This is a genomic window from Enterobacter sp. 241F3 (genome assembly GCF_034106785.1).
GTDB classification, from domain to species: domain Bacteria; phylum Pseudomonadota; class Gammaproteobacteria; order Enterobacterales; family Enterobacteriaceae; genus Enterobacter; species Enterobacter vonholyi.
Window position 1 is genome coordinate 131,018 of sequence record NZ_JAWNDD010000003.1, and the last position, 18,698, is coordinate 149,715.

17 protein-coding genes are annotated in these 18,698 nt (G+C 55.4%); 15 read left to right on the forward strand and 2 right to left on the reverse strand.

The window, feature by feature from the left end; genetic code table 11:
* Positions 1-62: 62 nt before the first annotated feature.
* The 4 genes from araG (at position 63) to otsA (ending at position 4,957) form a co-directional block, all read left to right on the forward strand.
* Entirely contained in the window at positions 63-1,577 is a 1,515-nt protein-coding gene (gene araG, locus UR504_RS11080) for an L-arabinose ABC transporter ATP-binding protein AraG (RefSeq protein ID WP_302235229.1), read from the forward strand.
* Between the two features lie 14 nt (positions 1,578-1,591).
* Positions 1,592-2,578, forward strand: a complete 987-nt coding sequence (araH, locus tag UR504_RS11085; RefSeq protein WP_023312268.1) for an L-arabinose ABC transporter permease AraH — start codon at positions 1,592-1,594, stop codon at positions 2,576-2,578.
* Between the two features lie 176 nt (positions 2,579-2,754).
* Positions 2,755-3,558: a trehalose-phosphatase gene (otsB, locus tag UR504_RS11090; RefSeq protein ID WP_115875709.1), complete on the forward strand. Its 804-nt coding sequence runs from the start codon at positions 2,755-2,757 to the stop codon at positions 3,556-3,558.
* A complete protein-coding gene (otsA, locus tag UR504_RS11095) occupies positions 3,533-4,957 on the forward strand; it encodes an alpha,alpha-trehalose-phosphate synthase (RefSeq protein WP_302235230.1) in 1,425 nt (474 codons plus the stop codon). Before otsB ends, otsA begins: the two co-directional genes overlap by 26 nt.
* A 15-nt stretch (positions 4,958-4,972) precedes the next feature.
* Here otsA and uspC read toward each other — a convergent pair whose 3' ends face one another.
* Positions 4,973-5,401: a universal stress protein UspC gene (gene uspC, locus UR504_RS11100; RefSeq protein ID WP_115875708.1), complete on the reverse strand. Its 429-nt coding sequence runs from the start codon at positions 5,399-5,401 to the stop codon at positions 4,973-4,975.
* Positions 5,402-6,195: 794 nt separating this feature from the next.
* On the opposite strand from uspC, the gene flhD reads away from it, so the two are divergent.
* The 6 genes from flhD to cheW all read left to right on the forward strand — a co-directional run bounded on the left by flhD (position 6,196) and on the right by cheW (position 11,631).
* Positions 6,196-6,546, forward strand: a complete 351-nt coding sequence (gene flhD / locus UR504_RS11105) for a flagellar transcriptional regulator FlhD (protein WP_008500415.1) — start codon at positions 6,196-6,198, stop codon at positions 6,544-6,546.
* Between the two features lie 2 nt (positions 6,547-6,548).
* Entirely contained in the window at positions 6,549-7,127 is a 579-nt protein-coding gene (gene flhC, locus UR504_RS11110) for a flagellar transcriptional regulator FlhC (RefSeq protein WP_013096051.1), read from the forward strand.
* 123 nt (positions 7,128-7,250) lie between these two features.
* Positions 7,251-8,138 carry a flagellar motor stator protein MotA gene (motA, locus tag UR504_RS11115; protein ID WP_008500417.1) on the forward strand — a complete coding sequence of 296 codons (888 nt, stop codon included), beginning with the start codon at positions 7,251-7,253 and terminating at the stop codon, positions 8,136-8,138.
* Positions 8,135-9,064, forward strand: a complete 930-nt coding sequence (motB, locus tag UR504_RS11120; protein ID WP_109845187.1) for a flagellar motor protein MotB — start codon at positions 8,135-8,137, stop codon at positions 9,062-9,064. Before motA ends, motB begins: the two co-directional genes overlap by 4 nt.
* A gap of 4 nt (positions 9,065-9,068) precedes the next feature.
* A complete protein-coding gene (gene cheA, locus UR504_RS11125; protein WP_302235231.1) occupies positions 9,069-11,108 on the forward strand; it encodes a chemotaxis protein CheA in 2,040 nt (679 codons plus the stop codon).
* Positions 11,109-11,127: 19 nt separating this feature from the next.
* Positions 11,128-11,631, forward strand: a complete 504-nt coding sequence (gene cheW / locus UR504_RS11130) for a chemotaxis protein CheW (protein ID WP_023312262.1) — start codon at positions 11,128-11,130, stop codon at positions 11,629-11,631.
* 92 nt (positions 11,632-11,723) lie between these two features.
* Here cheW and UR504_RS11135 read toward each other — a convergent pair whose 3' ends face one another.
* Entirely contained in the window at positions 11,724-12,989 is a 1,266-nt protein-coding gene (locus UR504_RS11135) for a dicarboxylate/amino acid:cation symporter (protein ID WP_111964836.1), read from the reverse strand.
* A gap of 430 nt (positions 12,990-13,419) precedes the next feature.
* Between UR504_RS11135 and UR504_RS11140 the strand changes: the two genes are divergently transcribed.
* From UR504_RS11140 to UR504_RS11160, 5 genes are read left to right on the forward strand one after another with little or no spacing between them, the layout of a single operon-like run.
* Positions 13,420-13,992 carry a spore coat U domain-containing protein gene (locus tag UR504_RS11140; RefSeq protein WP_115875706.1) on the forward strand — a complete coding sequence of 191 codons (573 nt, stop codon included), beginning with the start codon at positions 13,420-13,422 and terminating at the stop codon, positions 13,990-13,992.
* Positions 13,993-14,004: 12 nt separating this feature from the next.
* A complete protein-coding gene (locus tag UR504_RS11145; RefSeq protein WP_127731480.1) occupies positions 14,005-14,553 on the forward strand; it encodes a spore coat U domain-containing protein in 549 nt (182 codons plus the stop codon).
* A gap of 16 nt (positions 14,554-14,569) precedes the next feature.
* Positions 14,570-15,325 (forward strand): molecular chaperone, encoded by a 756-nt coding sequence (locus UR504_RS11150; protein ID WP_302235233.1) that lies wholly within the window; start codon positions 14,570-14,572, stop codon positions 15,323-15,325.
* On the forward strand, positions 15,301-17,685 hold the full coding sequence (locus UR504_RS11155; protein ID WP_302235234.1) for a fimbria/pilus outer membrane usher protein: 2,385 nt from the start codon (positions 15,301-15,303) through the stop codon (positions 17,683-17,685). The genes UR504_RS11150 and UR504_RS11155 overlap by 25 nt, the downstream gene beginning before the upstream one ends.
* Positions 17,682-18,644: a spore coat protein U domain-containing protein gene (locus tag UR504_RS11160; protein ID WP_274240243.1), complete on the forward strand. Its 963-nt coding sequence runs from the start codon at positions 17,682-17,684 to the stop codon at positions 18,642-18,644. Before UR504_RS11155 ends, UR504_RS11160 begins: the two co-directional genes overlap by 4 nt.
* Positions 18,645-18,698: the final 54 nt, after the last annotated feature.

Consider the following 18,698-nt stretch of genomic DNA (forward strand, 5'->3'; position numbering starts at 1 on the left):
ATTGCGCCCCTCATACATCGTGAGGGGCCAGACGTACACACTACAGGAATCACGGAGACGTTATGCGACAGTCTGATCCGTATCTCTCTTTTCGCGGCATCGGGAAAACCTTCCCCGGTGTGAACGCGCTGACCGATATCAGCTTCGACTGCTATGCCGGCCAGGTTCACGCCCTGATGGGGGAAAACGGCGCGGGTAAATCCACGCTGTTGAAGATCCTCAGCGGCAACTACGCGCCCACGACCGGCACGCTGGCCATTCGCGGCGAAGAGATGGCGTTTGCCGATACCACGGCGGCGCTCAATGCCGGGGTGGCGATCATCTACCAGGAGCTGCACCTCATTCCCGAGATGACCGTGGCGGAAAATATCTATCTAGGACAGCTCCCGCATAAAGGCGGCGTGGTGAATCGTTCGCTACTTAATTATGAAGCGGGGCTGCAGCTTAAACACCTGGGTCTGGACGTCGATCCCCAGACGCCGCTGAAATATCTCTCCATCGGCCAGTGGCAGATGGTTGAAATTGCCAAGGCGCTGGCGCGTAACGCCAGAATTATTGCCTTTGATGAACCCACCAGTTCGCTCTCTAAGCGTGAAATCGAAAATCTGTTCCGCGTGATCCGCGAATTGCGTCAGGAAGGCCGTACGATCCTGTACGTTTCGCACCGAATGGAAGAGATTTTTGCCCTGAGCGATGCCATCACCGTGTTTAAAGATGGACGCTATGTGCGCACCTTTACCGACATGGCGCAGGTGAACCATGACCAGCTGGTTCAGGCAATGGTCGGACGCGATCTGGGCGATATTTATCACTGGCAGCCGCGCCCGTACGGCCCGGAACGCCTGCGCCTGGATAACGTCAAAGCGCCGGGCGTCAGAACACCGATTTCGTTATCCGTTCGCAGCGGTGAAATCGTCGGCCTGTTTGGTCTGGTGGGGGCGGGGCGCAGCGAATTGATGAAAGGTCTGTTCGGCGGTACCCGTATTACCGATGGCCAGGTCTCCATTGACGGCGAACGGGTAGATATTCAGAAACCGGCCCACGCGATCGGGGCGGGCATGATGCTCTGCCCGGAAGACCGTAAAGCAGAGGGGATCATTCCGGTGCATTCGGTACGCGACAACATCAATATTTCCGCTCGCCGCAAGTTTATTCGCGCAGGCTGCCTGATAAACGATAACTGGGAGTCGAGCAACGCCGACCACCATATTCGCTCGCTGAATATCAAAACGCCGGGTCCGGAACAGCTGATCATGAATCTTTCCGGCGGAAATCAGCAGAAAGCCATTTTAGGCCGCTGGCTGTCAGAGGATATGAAGGTGATTTTGCTGGACGAGCCGACGCGCGGTATCGATGTGGGGGCGAAACACGAGATCTATAACGTGATCTATGAACTGGCAAAGCGCGGCGTGGCGGTGCTCTTCGCCTCCAGCGATCTGCCGGAGGTGCTTGGCGTGGCCGACCGCATTGTGGTGATGCGTGAAGGCGAAATTGCCGGTGAATTACTTCATGAACAGGCGAATGAACAACAGGCGTTGAACCTCGCCATGCCTAAAGTCAGCCAGGCTGTCGCCTGAGTAAGGAGTTAATGATGTCCTCTGTTACTACATCCGGGGCGCCGAAATCGAAATCGGCGCTGAGTTTTGGGCGTATCTGGGATCAGTACGGCATGCTGGTCGTCTTTGCCGCGCTGTTCCTCGCCTGTGCTATTTTCGTCCCTAATTTTGCCACCTTCATTAATATGAAGGGGCTGGGGCTGGCTATTTCCATGTCCGGGATGGTGGCCTGCGGTATGCTGTTCTGTCTGGCCTCCGGCGATTTTGACCTGTCGGTGGCGTCGGTGATTGCCTGTGCGGGCGTCACGACGGCCGTGGTAATCAACATGACGGAGAGCCTGTGGATTGGCGTCCTGGCCGGACTGCTGCTCGGCGTCATCAGCGGTCTGGTGAACGGTTTTGTTATCGCTCGCCTGAAGATTAACGCCCTGATAACCACGCTTGCGACAATGCAAATTGTCCGCGGGCTGGCCTACATCATCTCCGACGGTAAAGCCGTGGGGATTGAAGACGAGCGCTTCTTTACCCTGGGTTACGCCAACTGGCTGGGTCTGCCTGCGCCTATCTGGCTGACCGTGGCCTGCCTGATCCTGTTCGGCTTCCTGCTTAACCGAACCACCTTTGGCCGTAACACGCTGGCGATCGGCGGTAATGAAGAGGCGGCACGCCTGGCAGGGGTACCGGTGGTGCGAACCAAGATTATTATCTTTGTGCTCTCAGGGCTGGTTTCTGCCGCCGCGGGGATTATTCTTGCTTCGCGTATGACCAGCGGCCAGCCGATGACCTCTATCGGTTATGAGCTGATCGTCATTTCGGCCTGCGTTTTAGGGGGCGTTTCCCTCAAGGGAGGCATCGGAAAAATCTCATATGTTGTGGCCGGTATCCTGATTTTAGGCACGGTGGAGAACGCCATGAACCTGCTGAATATTTCGCCGTTCTCTCAGTACGTGGTACGTGGCCTGATCCTGCTGGCAGCGGTGATTTTCGACCGTTACAAGCAAAAAGCGAAGCGTACCGTGTAACCCTTTTTTCCGTCTTTTATTGCTCAACTTATAACCATAGTTGACCCCTGAACCGCCCCGCCAGTAAAACTGGCGGGGCGGTTGTCAAATGGCGAGCCACGTCACACTGTCTATACTTACATGGCTATGAAAGAGGTAAAGGCGTTTACCTCTCGTAAACCGTAAGGAGGAAAAGGGTGGCTGACATGTTAACCGCACCGCCTGTACTGCCCGGACATTATGCTTTCTTTTTTGATCTCGACGGCACGCTCGCCGGGATAAAACCGCACCCCGATCAGGTGTCTATTCCGGAGGCGGTGTTACAGGATTTGCATCAGCTCTCGCTCATGAACGAGGGAGCACTGGCATTGATATCAGGGCGCTCAATGGCCGAGCTGGATATGCTCGCCAGTCCTTACCACTTTCCGCTGGCCGGTGTACACGGAGCGGAGCGCCGCGACATCCATGATCACACGCATATTGTTTCACTCCCCGACGCACTCACGCAAACGCTGCATAAGCAGCTCTCTGCAGCGCTGGCCGTACTGCCCGGCACCGAGCTGGAAGCCAAAGGCATGGCCTTTGCCCTGCATTATCGTCAGGCGCCGCAGCACGAAGATGCCGTGCTCGCGCTTGCTCATACGGTTGCGGATGCGCATCCACAGCTGGCGCTGCAGCCGGGCAAATGCGTAGTCGAGTTAAAACCGAAGGGGATTAATAAAGGTGCAGCCATCGCCGCATTTATGGCGGAGGCACCATTTAAGGGCCGGACGCCTGTTTTCTTAGGGGATGACCTGACCGATGAGGCCGGGTTTCGCGTGGTGAATCAGGCCGGAGGTATCGCCGTCAAGGTGGGGCCTGGTGACACCGTTGCCGAATGGCGACTGGCGGATGTCGCCAGCGTCTGGCAGTGGATATCTGACATCGCTAACCAGCAACAACAACAAATAGCGCAAAGCAAAGGGGGAAACCATTATGGGTCGCTTAGTCGTCGTCTCTAACCGAATCGCACCGCCTGATGACAAAAAAGCCAGTGCAGGTGGCCTGGCGGTAGGGGTGTTAGGTGCCTTGAAAGCCGCTGGCGGGCTGTGGTTTGGCTGGAGTGGGGAAATCAGTGAAGAAGAGAAGCCGCTTAAAAAGGTGACGCGCGGAAACATTACGTGGGCTTCATTTGCATTAAAAGAGAAAGACTATGACGAGTATTACTCGCAGTTCTCGAATGCCGTCCTGTGGCCTGCGTTTCACTATCGTCTTGACCTGGTCAAATTCCAGCGTGAATCCTTCGAAGGCTACTCGCGCGTGAATGCGCTGCTGGCGGATAAACTGCTGCCATTAATAGAAGAAGACGATATTTTATGGATCCACGATTATCACCTGCTGCCCTTCGCGAGAGAGCTGCGAAAGAGGGGGGTGAATAACCGGATTGGCTTCTTCCTGCACATTCCTTTTCCGACGCCGGAAATTTTTACCGCGCTGCCGCCGCATGAAGAGCTGCTGGAGGCGCTGTGTGACTACGATTTGCTTGGCTTCCAGACGGAAAATGACCGCCTTGCATTCCTTGACTCCGTCTCAGGGAAAGCCCGTCTGGTGACACAAGGCGGAAAAACTCACTCGGCCTGGGGCAAAACCTTCCACACTGAGGTGTATCCAATAGGAATTGAACCAGACGAGATCGCGGAGCAGGCCTCAGGTCCGCTGCCGCCGAAGCTTGCGCAGCTTAAGAATGAACTTAAGCACGTGAAAAATATCTTCTCGGTTGAGCGCCTTGATTATTCCAAAGGGCTGCCGGAACGCTTCCTGGCGTATGAAACGCTGCTGGATAAATATCCGCAGCACCACGGTAAAATCCGCTATACCCAGATCGCGCCGACGTCGCGCGGTGAGGTTCAGGCCTATCAGGATATTCGCCACCAGCTGGAAACAGAGGCAGGGCGCATAAATGGCCGCTACGGCCAGCTGGGCTGGACGCCGCTCTTTTACCTGAATCAGCACTTTGACCGTAAGATCCTGATGAAGGTTTTCCGCTATGCGGACGTTGGGCTGGTCACGCCGCTGCGCGACGGGATGAACCTGGTGGCGAAAGAGTATGTGGCGGCCCAGGATCCTGCCGACCCGGGGGTTCTGGTGCTTTCCCAGTTTGCCGGGGCTGCAAATGAGCTCACGTCTGCGCTTATTGTTAACCCTTACGACAGGGATGACGTGGCTAACGCGCTGAATCGTGCCCTGACAATGCCGCTCACGGAACGTATTTCCCGCCATGCCGACATGATGGAGACGATCCGGAAGAACGACATTAACCACTGGCAGGCGCGTTTTATTCAGGATCTCCGGGATATCGCCACGCAAAGCCATGAAGGCAATCTGCAAAAAAAGATCGCGACCTTCCCTAAACTTGCCTGATTTTCCGCTGGGGGGTTAATTCCCCCCAAGCGGTACTAACAGAACATCGACCTGGCTTGATGCGACAATAGATTTCGCCGCGCAGGCTGCGCGCGAAAAAAAGCTGTGGTTATGATTCCCGCAAATCACTAAATCAATATTTTGTTTGCGACACATGTCGAGAATATGGGCGTTAAGCTCCCCGGTCGCAATAATTGTCTCATAAACCGGATATTGTGCCTTTTCCACTAATTCACGCAGAAATTGCTGCGTTTCTTCCTGCAGAACCTCACGAATATCCTCCAGCATGGGGGCAGCCAGCTGATTATACATCTCAGGCTCTGCGGCGAGTGTGATGAGGCTGATGCGGGCATTGTGGGGCCTGGCAATGGAAACGGCTCTGGCGACGAGCTGATGGCTTTCGGGAGAAACTGCTACGGAAACAAGAAGATGGGAGTAACTCATGGCGCACTCCTTAGATGTCTGAAAGACAGCGTTTAACCACCTTTACCGCGAAATCTCCACTTCTGCAAGAGCTGAATGCGACATTAGTGTGAAGCTTATCATAATTATTCATTAATTATTCTTATAAGAAGAATAACTGAAAAATGCGCCTAAATGAAAAAAATTAACAACTTAACGAACATCACACAAATGCATGTTTTCAATGTTTAATCCTTCTTAAGCGTTACAAAGTCATTTCTAATAATTTCAGTGTGAAACAGTGTTTTGAGACTGTCCTCATAACTCTCTGTTTTTTCACGGTAAGAAAAATGTTTTACGCAGAGTCAACTGGCGTGAATGTTTCAGACAGAGGTTCCTGACAGAGCAAGCATGTAACGTGCCAGTTCTTTTAAGCCATCTGCATGAGTATTCGTCATTTAAGAATACAAAACAGTTCCAAATGGCTAATAAGTGAGCAAATTACAAGTCATACTGATGGATTTATGGGTCATATTCGCTTAAATTGTGTGATGCGCGTCACATTTTTTTTAAATTTGAGGGTGGCTGGATTGTATGTGGCAAAACTGACGAGTAGAGTTTGCGTCGAATTAGGAAAAATCTTAGTTATTTGTAAGAAATGATAAAACACGTAAGAGACGCATCCGCGGTTTCTCTCTTACGGTTTCAGTGAATACAAACCTAAATTCAACTATGCATTTAGCCTTTTCTTTTTTATACCGGGTGATTTCCCGGCGACATCACGGGGTGCGGTCTTTCCGCATAAAAATAATAGTTGGTTATTCGGGATGGGAACAATGCATACATCCGAGTTGCTAAAACATATCTATGACATCAATTTGTCGTATTTACTGCTCGCGCAGCGTTTGATTAGTCAGGACAAGGCGTCCGCGATGTTTCGTCTGGGTATTAACGAAGAAATGGCAACCATGCTGGGCGGCTTAACCCTCCCGCAGATGGTTAAACTGGCTGAAACGAATCAACTGGTTTGCCAGTTCCGTTTCGATGATTCACAGACAATAACGCGTCTGACGCAGGAGTCCCGTGTGGACGATCTTCAACAGATCCATACCGGTATTCTTCTTTCCACTCGCTTGCTTAACGAAATCAGCCAGCCTGATGACGTAGCCCGTAAGAAAAGGGCCTAGCAATGAGCGAGAAAAGCATTGTTCAGGAAGCGCGTGACATACAGTTGGCCATGGAGCTGATTACACTGGGTGCTCGTTTACAAATGCTGGAAAGCGAGACTCAGCTGAGCCGTGGTCGTCTCATCAAACTGTACAAAGAGTTACGTGGTAGTCCCCCGCCGAAAGGCATGCTGCCGTTTTCTACCGACTGGTTTATGACGTGGGAGCAGAATATTCACGCTTCCATGTTCTGTAATGCCTGGCAGTATCTTCTCAAAACCGGTTTGTGTAGCGGCGTTGACGCCGTGATCAAAGCATACAAACTTTACCTTGAACAATGCCCACAGCAGGAAGAAGGCCCTCTGCTGGCGCTGACCCGCGCATGGACGCTGGTGCGTTTTGTTGAGAGCGGAATGCTTGAACTGTCGCGCTGCAACTGCTGCGATGGCAATTTTATTACCCATGCTCATCAACCTGCAGGCAGCTTCGCCTGTAGTTTATGTCAGCCTCCATCCCGCGCAGTAAAAAGACGTAAACTTTCCCGGGATGCTGCCGATATTATTCCACAACTGCTGGATGAACAGATCGAACAGGCTGTTTAACCCGAACGTGTGGGAAAGATTCCAGCAGCGGTAAGCAATTACCGCTGCTTTTTTTTACCCCGCAATCGGTCAACGCTGCGAGCTGGACATCCTTGCCATAGTCACTAGCGGAAGGATGATGTCGTGCTTATCTTATTAGGTTACCTGGTAGTTCTCGGTACAGTTTTCGGCGGTTACATGATGACCGGCGGGCACCTTGGAGCACTCTATCAACCGGCTGAACTTATTATCATCGGCGGCGCAGGGGTAGGGGCTTTTATCGTTGGTAACAACGGTAAATCGATCAAGGGCACGCTGAAAGCAATTCCGTTGCTGTTCCGTCGCTCGAAATACACGAAAAGCATGTATATGGATCTGCTGGCACTGCTCTATCGCCTGATGGCGAAGTCGCGTCAGCAGGGCATGTTCTCGCTTGAACGGGATATCGAAAACCCGAAAGAGAGCGAAATTTTTGCCAGCTATCCGCGCATTCTTGCTGACGCCATGATGCTGGATTTTATCGTCGACTATCTGCGACTGATCATCAGCGGCAACATGAATACCTTCGAAATCGAAGCGCTGATGGACGAAGAGATCGAAACCCACGAAAGCGAATCAGAAGTGCCGGCCAATAGCCTGGCGCTGGTCGGCGACTCGCTTCCTGCATTCGGTATCGTTGCAGCGGTGATGGGGGTGGTTCACGCCCTGGCCTCGGCAGACCGTCCGGCAGCCGAGCTCGGTGCGCTGATTGCCCACGCGATGGTGGGAACCTTCCTCGGTATTTTGCTGGCGTACGGCTTCATCTCTCCGCTGGCAAGCGTTCTGCGCCAGAAAAGCGCCGAAACCACCAAAATGATGCAGTGCGTGAAGATTACACTGCTCTCTAACCTCAACGGTTACGCGCCACCGATCGCGGTTGAGTTTGGCCGTAAAACGCTTTACTCCAGCGAGCGTCCGTCGTTTATCGAGCTTGAAGAACACGTGCGTGCGGTGAAAAACCCAAACCAACAGACGACAACTGAGGACGCATGAAAAACCAGTCCCATCCGATCGTCATCGTAAAAAAACGCAAGCACAAGGGCGGCGGGCATGGCGCACACGGCTCGTGGAAAATTGCGTACGCCGACTTTATGACGGCAATGATGGCGTTCTTTCTGGTGATGTGGCTGATCTCCATCTCCAGCCCAAAAGAACTGATCCAGATTGCCGAATATTTCCGCACGCCGCTGGCAACGGCGGTAGCCGGCGGGCCGCGTATCTCTAACAGCGACAGCCCGATCCCGGGCGGCGGCGATGATTACACCCAGCAGAAGGGTGAGGTGAAAAAAGAGCCGAACATCGACGAGCTGAAAAGAAAGATGGAGCAGGCGCGCCTGAAGAAACTGCGTGGCGATCTCGATCAGCTGATTGAAGCAGATCCGAAACTGCGCGCGCTGCGCCCGCATCTGAAGATCGACCTGGTGCAGGAAGGGCTGCGTATTCAGATTATCGACAGCCAGAACCGCCCAATGTTTAAAACCGGGAGTGCGGAAGTCGAACCGTATATGCGCGACATTCTGCGTGCCATTGCACCGGTGCTGAACGGCATTCCTAACCGAATCAGCCTGTCAGGACACACGGATGATTTCCCGTACGCCAGTGGGGAGAAGGGATACAGCAACTGGGAGCTTTCTGCCGATCGTGCCAACGCCTCGCGTCGCGAGCTGGTGGTAGGTGGGCTTGATGATGGCAAGGTACTGCGCGTAGTCGGCATGGCCGCAACCATGCGCGTTTCCGACCGCGGGCCGGATGATGCCATCAACCGTCGTATCAGTCTTTTAGTGCTGAACCAGCAGGCGGAGCAGGCCATCCTGCATGAAAACGCCGAAAGTCAGAATGAGTCACTGGACGATTTAAAACAGCCTGGGGCCGTTCCTTCGGCTGCCGTTCCAACATCGCCACCAGCCAATCCGAGGTGATAGCGTGAGCATGGATATTAGCGATTTTTACCAGACATTCTTTGATGAAGCCGACGAATTGTTGGCCGATATGGAGCAACACTTGCTCGATTTGGTGCCCGAAGCACCGGACTCCGAGCAGCTCAATGCCATCTTCCGTGCGGCGCACTCTATTAAAGGCGGAGCCGGAACGTTTGGATTTACCATCCTGCAGGAAACGACCCATTTAATGGAAAACCTGCTTGATGAAGCACGACGCGGTGAGATGCAGCTCAATACCGACATTATCAACCTGTTTTTGGAAACCAAAGATATTATGCAGGAACAGCTCGACGCCTATAAAAGTTCGGCAGAGCCTGATGCCGCCAGCTTTGAATACATCTGCAATGCGCTGCGCCAGCTCGCCCTGGAAGCAAAAGGTGAGGTCGCTGCAGCCGTTGTCCCTGCGGCGAAACTGAGCGTTGTCGATGCGGTTGCTGTCGATGAGGCCGCGCCAGCCGCTGCACAGGCGGGAAAACTGCGCGTTGTGCTGTCACGCCTCAAAGAGAATGAAGTTAACCTGCTGGAAGAAGAGCTGGGCAACCTGGCGAAGTTAAGCAACGTGGTAAAAGGCAAAGACAGCCTGGCCGCGACGCTTGATGACGGTATTGGCCAGGACGATATCGTAGCGGTGTTGTGCTTTGTGATTGAAGCTGACCAGATTGCCTTCGAAACCGAAACTGCTGTGGTTGACGCCCCTGCCGCTGCGGAAGAGGTGGCTGTTGTGGCTCAGGCCGCCGCACCGGCTGTGGCACCTGCGGCCCCGGCGCTGAAGGCCGTGCCAAAAGAGGCTGCGGCACCTGGTGGACGTGGTGAGAAACCTGCCGCTCGCTCCAGCGAGTCAACCAGCATCCGCGTTGCCGTTGAGAAGGTTGACCAGCTGATTAACCTGGTTGGCGAACTGGTGATCACCCAGTCGATGCTGGCACAGCGTTCTAACGAACTGGATCCGGTCACGCACGGCGACCTGATTACCAGCATGGGTCAGCTGCAGCGTAACGCCCGCGACCTGCAGGAATCGGTCATGTCCATCCGTATGATGCCGATGGAATATGTCTTCAGCCGCTTCCCGCGTCTGGTCCGCGACCTTGCCAGCAAGCTGAACAAACAAATTGAACTGACCCTGATGGGCAGCTCAACCGAACTGGATAAGAGCCTGATCGAGCGCATTATTGACCCGTTAACGCACCTGGTGCGTAACAGCCTCGACCACGGGATCGAGCTGCCGGAAAACCGCATTGCCGCCGGTAAATCCCCGGTCGGCAACCTGATCCTCTCTGCGGAACACCAGGGCGGAAACATCTGCATCGAAGTGACCGACGACGGCGCGGGTCTTAACCGCGAGCGCATCCTGGCAAAAGCGATTTCGCAGGGGATGGCGGTCAATGAAAACATGACCGACGAAGAAGTGGGCATGCTGATCTTCGCGCCGGGCTTCTCTACCGCGGAGCAGGTGACCGACGTCTCCGGACGCGGCGTTGGCATGGACGTGGTGAAACGTAACATCCAGGAGATGGGCGGCCACGTTGAGATCCAGTCTAAACAGGGTTCCGGCACCACCATTCGCATCCTGCTGCCGCTGACGCTGGCGATCCTCGACGGCATGTCGGTCAAAGTGGCGGACGAAGTCTTTATCCTGCCGCTGAACGCCGTGATGGAATCCCTGCAGCCGCGTGAAGAAGATCTGCATCCGCTGGCGGGCGGCGAGCGCGTCCTCGAAGTGCGCGGTGAGTACCTGCCGCTGGTGGAACTGTGGAAAGTGTTCGAAGTGGACGGGGCGAAGACCGAGGCCACGCAGGGCATCGTTGTGATCCTGCAAAGCGCGGGGCGACGCTACGCGCTGCTGGTCGATCAGCTGATTGGTCAGCACCAGGTGGTGGTGAAGAACCTCGAAAGCAACTACCGCAAAGTGCCGGGTATTTCTGCCGCCACCATTCTGGGTGATGGTAGCGTGGCGCTGATCGTCGACGTGTCGGCGCTTCAGGGATTAAATCGTGAACAACGTGTGGCGTACACAGCCGCCTGATTAAGTAGAAGGTAATAACATGACCGGTATGAGTAATGTAACGAAACTGGCGGGCGAGCCATCAGGGCAGGAATTCCTGGTATTCACTTTAGGCGATGAGGAGTACGGCATCGATATCCTGAAAGTGCAGGAAATCCGTGGTTACGACCAGGTTACCCGCATCGCTAACACGCCTGCGTTTATTAAAGGTGTCACTAACCTGCGTGGCGTCATTGTGCCAATCGTGGACCTGCGCGTGAAGTTCAGCCAGGGCGACGTTGACTACGACGACAACACCGTGGTGATCGTTCTGAATCTGGGGCAGCGCGTGGTAGGTATCGTGGTGGATGGCGTCTCTGATGTGCTTTCCCTGACCTCTGACCAAATTCGTCCTGCACCGGAGTTTGCGGTCACGCTGTCGACCGAATATCTGACCGGACTGGGCGCGCTCGGCGAGCGTATGCTGATTCTGGTGAACATTGAGAAGCTGCTGAACAGCGATGAGATGGCGCTGCTGGACATCGCCGCGAGTCACGTCGCGTAAGTAAATGCAAAACGGCAACCGAGGTTGCCGTTTTTTGTATTTGCTCCCTCATCCTGTGGGTGAGGGCATCAGGCCTCACCCTTTTTTTCACCTTACGCTTCCTGCTTTACCAGTTCAGCTTCAGCGTCCGCTTCCCGCGCACCTTCATTCTGCGACAGCATCGCGGTCGCAATACCATTCCCCAGAACGTTAATTGCGGAACGGCCCATATCCAGGAAGTGGTCGATCCCCATGAGGAGCAGAATACCCGCCACCGGAATATTAAAGCTCGGAATGGTTGCTGCCAGCACCACCAGGGAAGAACGCGGTACGCCTGCAATCCCTTTCGACGCCAGCATCAGAGTCAGCATCAGCACCGTCACTTCAGAGAAGCTCAGGTGAATGTTGTATGCCTGCGCGATAAACATCGAGGCGAATGAGCAGTACACCATCGAACCCACCAGGTTGAAGGAGTAGCCAATCGGCAGAACGAAAGAGGCGATGTTGCGCGAGCAGCCAAAGCGCTCCAGCTGTTCCAGCGTTTTAGGATAGGCGGCTTCAGAGCTGCTGGTGGTAAACGCCACCAGAACAGGGTCTTTCAGCATGCTGACCAGGCGAAACACCTCTTTTTTCAGCACCATGTAACCCACGGCCAGCAGCACCATGCAGGTAAGAAGAATGGCAACATAGTAGCCACCAATAAACGAGGCGTAGTTCAGCAGAATGCCCAGACCCTGCGTGGCAATGACGGAGGAAATCGCCGCAAAAATGGCCAGCGGCGCAACGTACATCACGTAACCCGTGACCTTCAGCATGATATGGGAAACCACATCCAGCGCGGCTACCAGCGGGGCGTTGAATTTCTGTCCCAGCGACGCGCCGCCAATGCCGAAGAACATCGAGAACACCACAATCTGCAGGATCTCATTGTTTGACATCGCCCCTGCGATACTGGTTGGAATGGTGTGAGACAGGAACGCTTTCAGCGTCATGCCTCCAACGGCCAGACCGGTATCTACCGCCTCGGTTGGGATCGTCAGGTTCAGACCGCTCCCCGGATGCTCCAGCGTGACGATAAACAGTCCGACCAGAATAGAGAGCACGGATGAGCTGATAAACCACACCATCGCTTTACCGCCGACGCGGCCAATGGTGGAAGTTTCGCCCAGCTTCATAATGCCAACGGTGAGCGTACTAAAGACCAACGGTGCAATGACCATTTTGATCAGACGGAGGAAAATATCGGTCAGAAGGGTAATATTATCCGACCAGGCTTTGATGGCATCCGCAGATGCATACTCATGAATTGCTGCCCCTGAAAGAATACCCGCCAGCATGAATATCACGATGAAGAGTGTGAGTTTGTTTGCACTTGCCACGAAAAAAGACCCTCTATGCGCTTCAGATGTAGCCCGCGTCGATACATATAAATTTTTTATTACGACGCAGGAAATTATTCGGCACATAAATTGACGCAAAGTGTAGGGGGATACAACTCCTTTTTAAGTTTTATTAATTTTGTTGTTAATGTGCAGACGATATATTGTGATCGCCGTCACACTTTAATGGATATATTCTCTTCAGATATAATAAAATTGCTGCTTATTTTAATTTAACTCTCTGTTATTTATAGGGAAAATTAGTCAATAAGACATATGGCTTATGCGTTGTATGGCAGGTGGTCGAAGCGATATCCGTAAACTAAATTCTCAATAACCCCCCTCAGAGGAACATTAAGCGGGGCTAACATCTTGAACGACAAAAATAAAACGTGGCAAGGGAACGGAGACGTCTTCTGGAGGGTGGTAAATGAAAAGAAAACTCCTTTTGATCTGCGCAGGCACCTTACTGACTGCGGCAACGGTCCATCAGGCGCTGGCCGTCACCAGCAGCGGCACCATCGGGGCGACGCTGACGCTCACGAATGGTTGTCTGATAAACGGATCGCCCACGCAAAACGGCATTAACTTCGGGACACTGGATTTCGGCACCCATCCCGCAACGTTTTCCACTCTGACCACGCAGCTAACCGGCGCCAGCGGCGGAAACACCTTCACCATTCAATGTACAACCGCCAGCTATACGGTGGCGATCACCGGCAACACCAACTCTACCGCCCCCGGCACCGTTGTCGGCACCCCGGGAACACCTGCGCGCTATCTGGTTAACACCGCCAACGCGGCTCAGGGTGTGGCATACAGCCTGTATAGCGACAGCGGGTTTAACAGCGTGATTGCCAATAACGCCGCGCTGCCGATCGCCTCAACGGCCGGAGGGGTGGACAGTTACACCCTCTACGGACGGATTACCGGCGGCGGTAACAGCGTGACGGTCGTCCCGGGCACCTACACCGACACGATAAACGTCAGCGTCACCTATTAGTCCTGCACCGCCATGAGGGCAACTCTTACTGGTCTGCGCAATCGCGCAGAGGGAATCGTGCAGCCTTTTTTCGCGCTGATCGCCGGATTGCTTATGATGCCCGCAGCGGATGCGGTGACATCCCAGTCCTTTAAGGTCAGCGCGACGATTGTTCCAGGGTGCGCGGTGGCCACCGGTAGCGGAGGGCTTCTCGGTACGCTGGATTTTGGCAGCCATAACGGCGTCGAGAGCGCGCCGGTCAGCACCAGCTTTGTGCCAAACGGGGCGTTGTCTATCGCCTGTACGCCGGGCGTGTCGCTGAGCATGAGCATTAATGGCGGCCAGAATTATTCATCCGTTCGCCGCATGAAGCGGTCCGGTGGAACAGAGCTGGTGCCATACCGGCTCTACAGCAGCAGCTCGCTGGCCGCAAACAGTGAAATTGGCGTCAACCAGGCGATACCGGTGACCTATACCAACAGCAATAACATCGCGCTACCGCTTTTTGGCGTGGCGCTACTGACCGGGTTTAGCCCGGCGGGAACCTATTCCGATCAGCTCACCGTGACCTTGTCATGGTAATAAAGGGAGAGTGTTGATGAAGCCATTTTTCAGACCCGTTTGTCTGGCGGGTGCGTTGGGAATGGCGGTTGCCGGCCAGGCGCAGGCGGCAGCCACCATTCTGCTCTGGCCTATCGACCCGTGGCTTGCAGCGGACGCCAACGCCACTGAACTGTGGATCCAGAACCAGGGGAACAGCGCCACGACGATGCAGGTCCGCATCGTGCGCTGGAAGCAGGAGGACGGACACGAGCGATATACCTCGCAGCAGGACGTGGTCGCCAGCCCGCCCATCGTCACGATTGGCACAGGCAGCAAGCAGCTTATTCGCCTTATCAAACAGGCTGCGGTTCCCGCGGGCGTCGAACAGGCTTACCGCATTATCGTGGATGAAATCCCCCAGCCTGATGCAAAAGCCGAACCCGCCATCGGCCTCAAATTGCAGATGCGTTACTCCATCCCTCTGTTCGTGTATGGACAGGGGATCCGAACCATCAAAGAGGGCGCGCATCACGCGCTGGCGGAAACCCAAAACCTGAGCTGGCGTGTGACGCGCGCGGAGGGGCAGCCAGTGCTGGAGGTCAGAAATCGGGGGGATGTCCATGTCAGGCTGAGCCAGGTGGCGCTGGAGCAGGGAGGGCAGAAACGCACGGTAGCGGAAGGACTACTGGGTTACGTCCTCCCGGGCAGCACCCGCAGCTGGCCCATACCCGCTGGCGTTCGTCAGCCAGAGCGGATGAGCGCACAGATTAATGCCAGGGACGCACAATGGCAGTCGACGCCCGTCAACTGAAGCCGGCGATGATGATACTGCTTTGCGTCAGTTCCGCGACCCTGGCCGAGCCCGGCGACGACAGTTTGCCGCCGCCTCCCCAGGCGCAGACGATAAATGATGAAGCGGTTTTCCAGCTTGCCCTCGTGCTGAACCACTACGATACCGGTCTGGTCGTGCCCGTGACGCAGCGTAAAGGCGCTTTCTTTATATCAAGCGCCGATTTGCTGCGCGCGGGGCTGCCCCCGGCGCATGTTCCCACCGGAGAGGTGAATCTCTCCTCGCTTGCTCAGGTTCGGGTCGAGTATGACAGCGCCGCGCAGCGCCTGCTGCTGACCGTGCCCCGTGACTGGGTGACGGCCCGCGTGACGTCTTTTAGCGGGCAAACGGCGCAGGCCAAACCGCACTTTGGCCGCGGTGCGCTGCTGAATTACGATCTCTACACTAACCACACGGAACATATCGGCGGTCAGGCGTCGCTCTGGCATGAGTTCCGCTACTTCAACGAGAACGGCTCGTTTTCCTCCACCGGTTACGCGCGGGAAAATTTCACCGGTAATGACGGCCAGCAGGAAGGGTATGTCCGCTATGATACGACCCTGCTGTTCACTCACGAAGATGACGCGATGAGCTGGAGCGTCGGGGACGTGATCAGCGATGCCCTGAGCTGGAGCTCCAGCGTGCGGATGGGGGGCGTAAGCGTAGGGCGGGATTTCTCCCTGCGACCTGACCTGGTGACGTGGCCGCTGCCCGAGTTCGCAGGGGAAGCCGCGGTACCCACCTCGGTCGATCTTTTTATCAACGGCTATCGCTCCGGTTCGACCCAGCTTCAGCCCGGCCCCTTCACCCTGACTAATTTACCCTATATCAACGGCGCCGGGGATGCGGTTCTGGTCACAACGGATGCGCTGGGACGCCAGGTCAGCACCACGCTCCCGTTTTACGTCACCAGCGACTTGCTTAAACAAGGGCTGAGCGACGGCGCCGTGACGCTCGGCAGCCTGCGGCGTAATTACGGTATCAAGAATTTTGACTACGGCTCGGCGGCAGGCAGCGGATCGTATCGCTACGGGGTGACGGACTGGCTAACGCTGGAAGGGCATGCAGAAGGGGCGCAGGAGCTGGCGCTGGGTGGCGCGGGGACGGTAATAAAACTCGGCCAGTTTGGCGTGGTAAATACCTCTTACTCGCAGAGCCGCATGCGCGGGGATGCGGGCGGGCAAATCAACTGGGGTTACCAGTACAGTACCAGCGAATTTAGCGTCGCCACTCAACACACGCGTCGCGACCGCGGCTTTGGCAATCTTGCCCTCTACGACCAGCCGACGGTGTATGACGAAAACGATAAGCCCATCGCCAGCTTTAGCCGTAATACGGATCAGTATTCGCTGACCTTCAATCTGGGACGGTACGGCAATATCGGCGCGGCCTGGATTGGGGTGGAGAGTTTTGACAGTCAAAAAACCGAGCTGCTCAATCTCTCCTGGAGCCGCAACCTGTGGGGGGCGAGCAGCATTTACCTGGCCGGCAGCCGGGACCAGCAGCGGGGAGACTGGACGGTCGCGCTGTCGCTGCAGGTGCCGCTGGGGGCACGCGACAGCGCTGCCGTTACCGTTGAAAATACCCCGGATGCCGGCAGTACCCAGCGCATTAACTACAACCACTCTATGCCTTCTGACGGCGGTTTCAGCTGGAACATGGCCTGGGCCAACCAGTCAAGATCCAGCGATTATCAACAGGCTACGCTGGGCTGGCGCAATAACAACATAGAGCTGCAGGGCGGCGGCTATGGCGAAAGGGACGCCATGACCTGGTGGGGCGAGGCGATGGGCGCAATTGTGCTGATGGACGGCGAGCTGTTTGCAGCGAATAAGATCAACGATGCATTTGTGGTTATCAGTACCGACGGCCACCCGGATGTGCCCGTCAGCTATGAGAACCAGCCCGTCGGTAAAACCAATAATAATGGCTACCTGCTGATCAGCGGGGTGTCGGCGTATTATCCGGCAAGCTACCGGATTGATACCCTGAATCTGCCGGCGGATACCCGTCTGAAAGAGACCGAACGGCGGATAGCGATCCGCCGCCACAGCGGCTATCTGGTCGATTTCCCGATGGAGCAGGAGCGGGTGGCAAGCGTCATTTTGCATGATGCGCGCGGCCAGGCGCTGCCGGTGGGAAGCCTGGTCCGACGCGTCTCGCGCAGCAATGCGGTGGTGGGGTATGACGGCATCGCATGGCTGGAAAATCTCAGCGATGTGAACCCGCTCGAGGTGATCGCACCTGACGGAAAACGCTGCAAGGCCACCCTAGCCGTGGGGGCCAATCCGGAGCACAAGCTAAAAACCTACGGGCCGCTGATTTGTCGGGAGGAGCCATGACGCGCCTGCTGCTGTTGATCCTGCTGCTTTTCTCCGGCGGCGGCTGGGCGGCGTGTACCGTCAGTACGGTTAATGCGTCGTTTGGCAGCGTCACTTCGTTCTCGCTCAGCGGAACCGGGGAAGTTCAAACTACCGGCACGCTGGTGGTGGCCTGCGATGCCGTGTTGAATCTGCTGACCAGCGACTCGGTAACGCTGACCTACACCGCGGCATCGGTTTCGGGCAACAGTCGGGCCACCATGAAACGCACGGATAATGCGGCCATCACCGACGTGATCCCCACCCGGCTGTGCGGGCTATCGGGGTGCGCGAGCAGCAGCGAGGTACAGATAAGTAAATCATATACCTGGAGCGGGAATACCCTTCTGGGGTTGCTGGGGTCAAAGCAGTACAACATTCCACTTTATTTCCGCACCGTCGCCGGGCAAAACGTGACTGCCGGGCCATATCAGGTGCAGTTATCCTTCAGCGTTAACTACAGCGTCTGCTCCGTGGGCGCGCTCGGCCTTTGCTCAATCAATCAGACGGGTACCGCGACAACCACCATCCTGTTAGATATGACCGTCACCAACGACTGCAGCGCCATGACCACGCCAGATGTGAACTTCAACAGCGCGCCGCTGGTGCAAAGTTTCCCTACCGTCTCGCAGGCGATTGCCGTCACCTGTACCAAAGGCAGTACGTATACCATCGGCATTAATAACGGTGCCAACGCGCTGAACAACGTGCGGCGCATGGTGAGCGGCAGTAACGCCATGAGCTACGACATCTATAAGGAAGCCACCGGTAACCGCTGGGGCGGCAGCGGCAGCGAGCGCTGGTCCAGCGCGACGTCGTCGCAGGTAAGTGCCGACGGTTTACTGCGCACCTACAACTACACCGCGAAAGTCCTGACCAGTCAGGCCACGCCTCCTGCCGGAACCTACACCGACACGCTGATTGTCGACGTGGCGTTTTAACCCCGCGCTTTTCCCTTTCGCAAATGTAAAGTTCCTGTGGGCTGTGCCGATAAC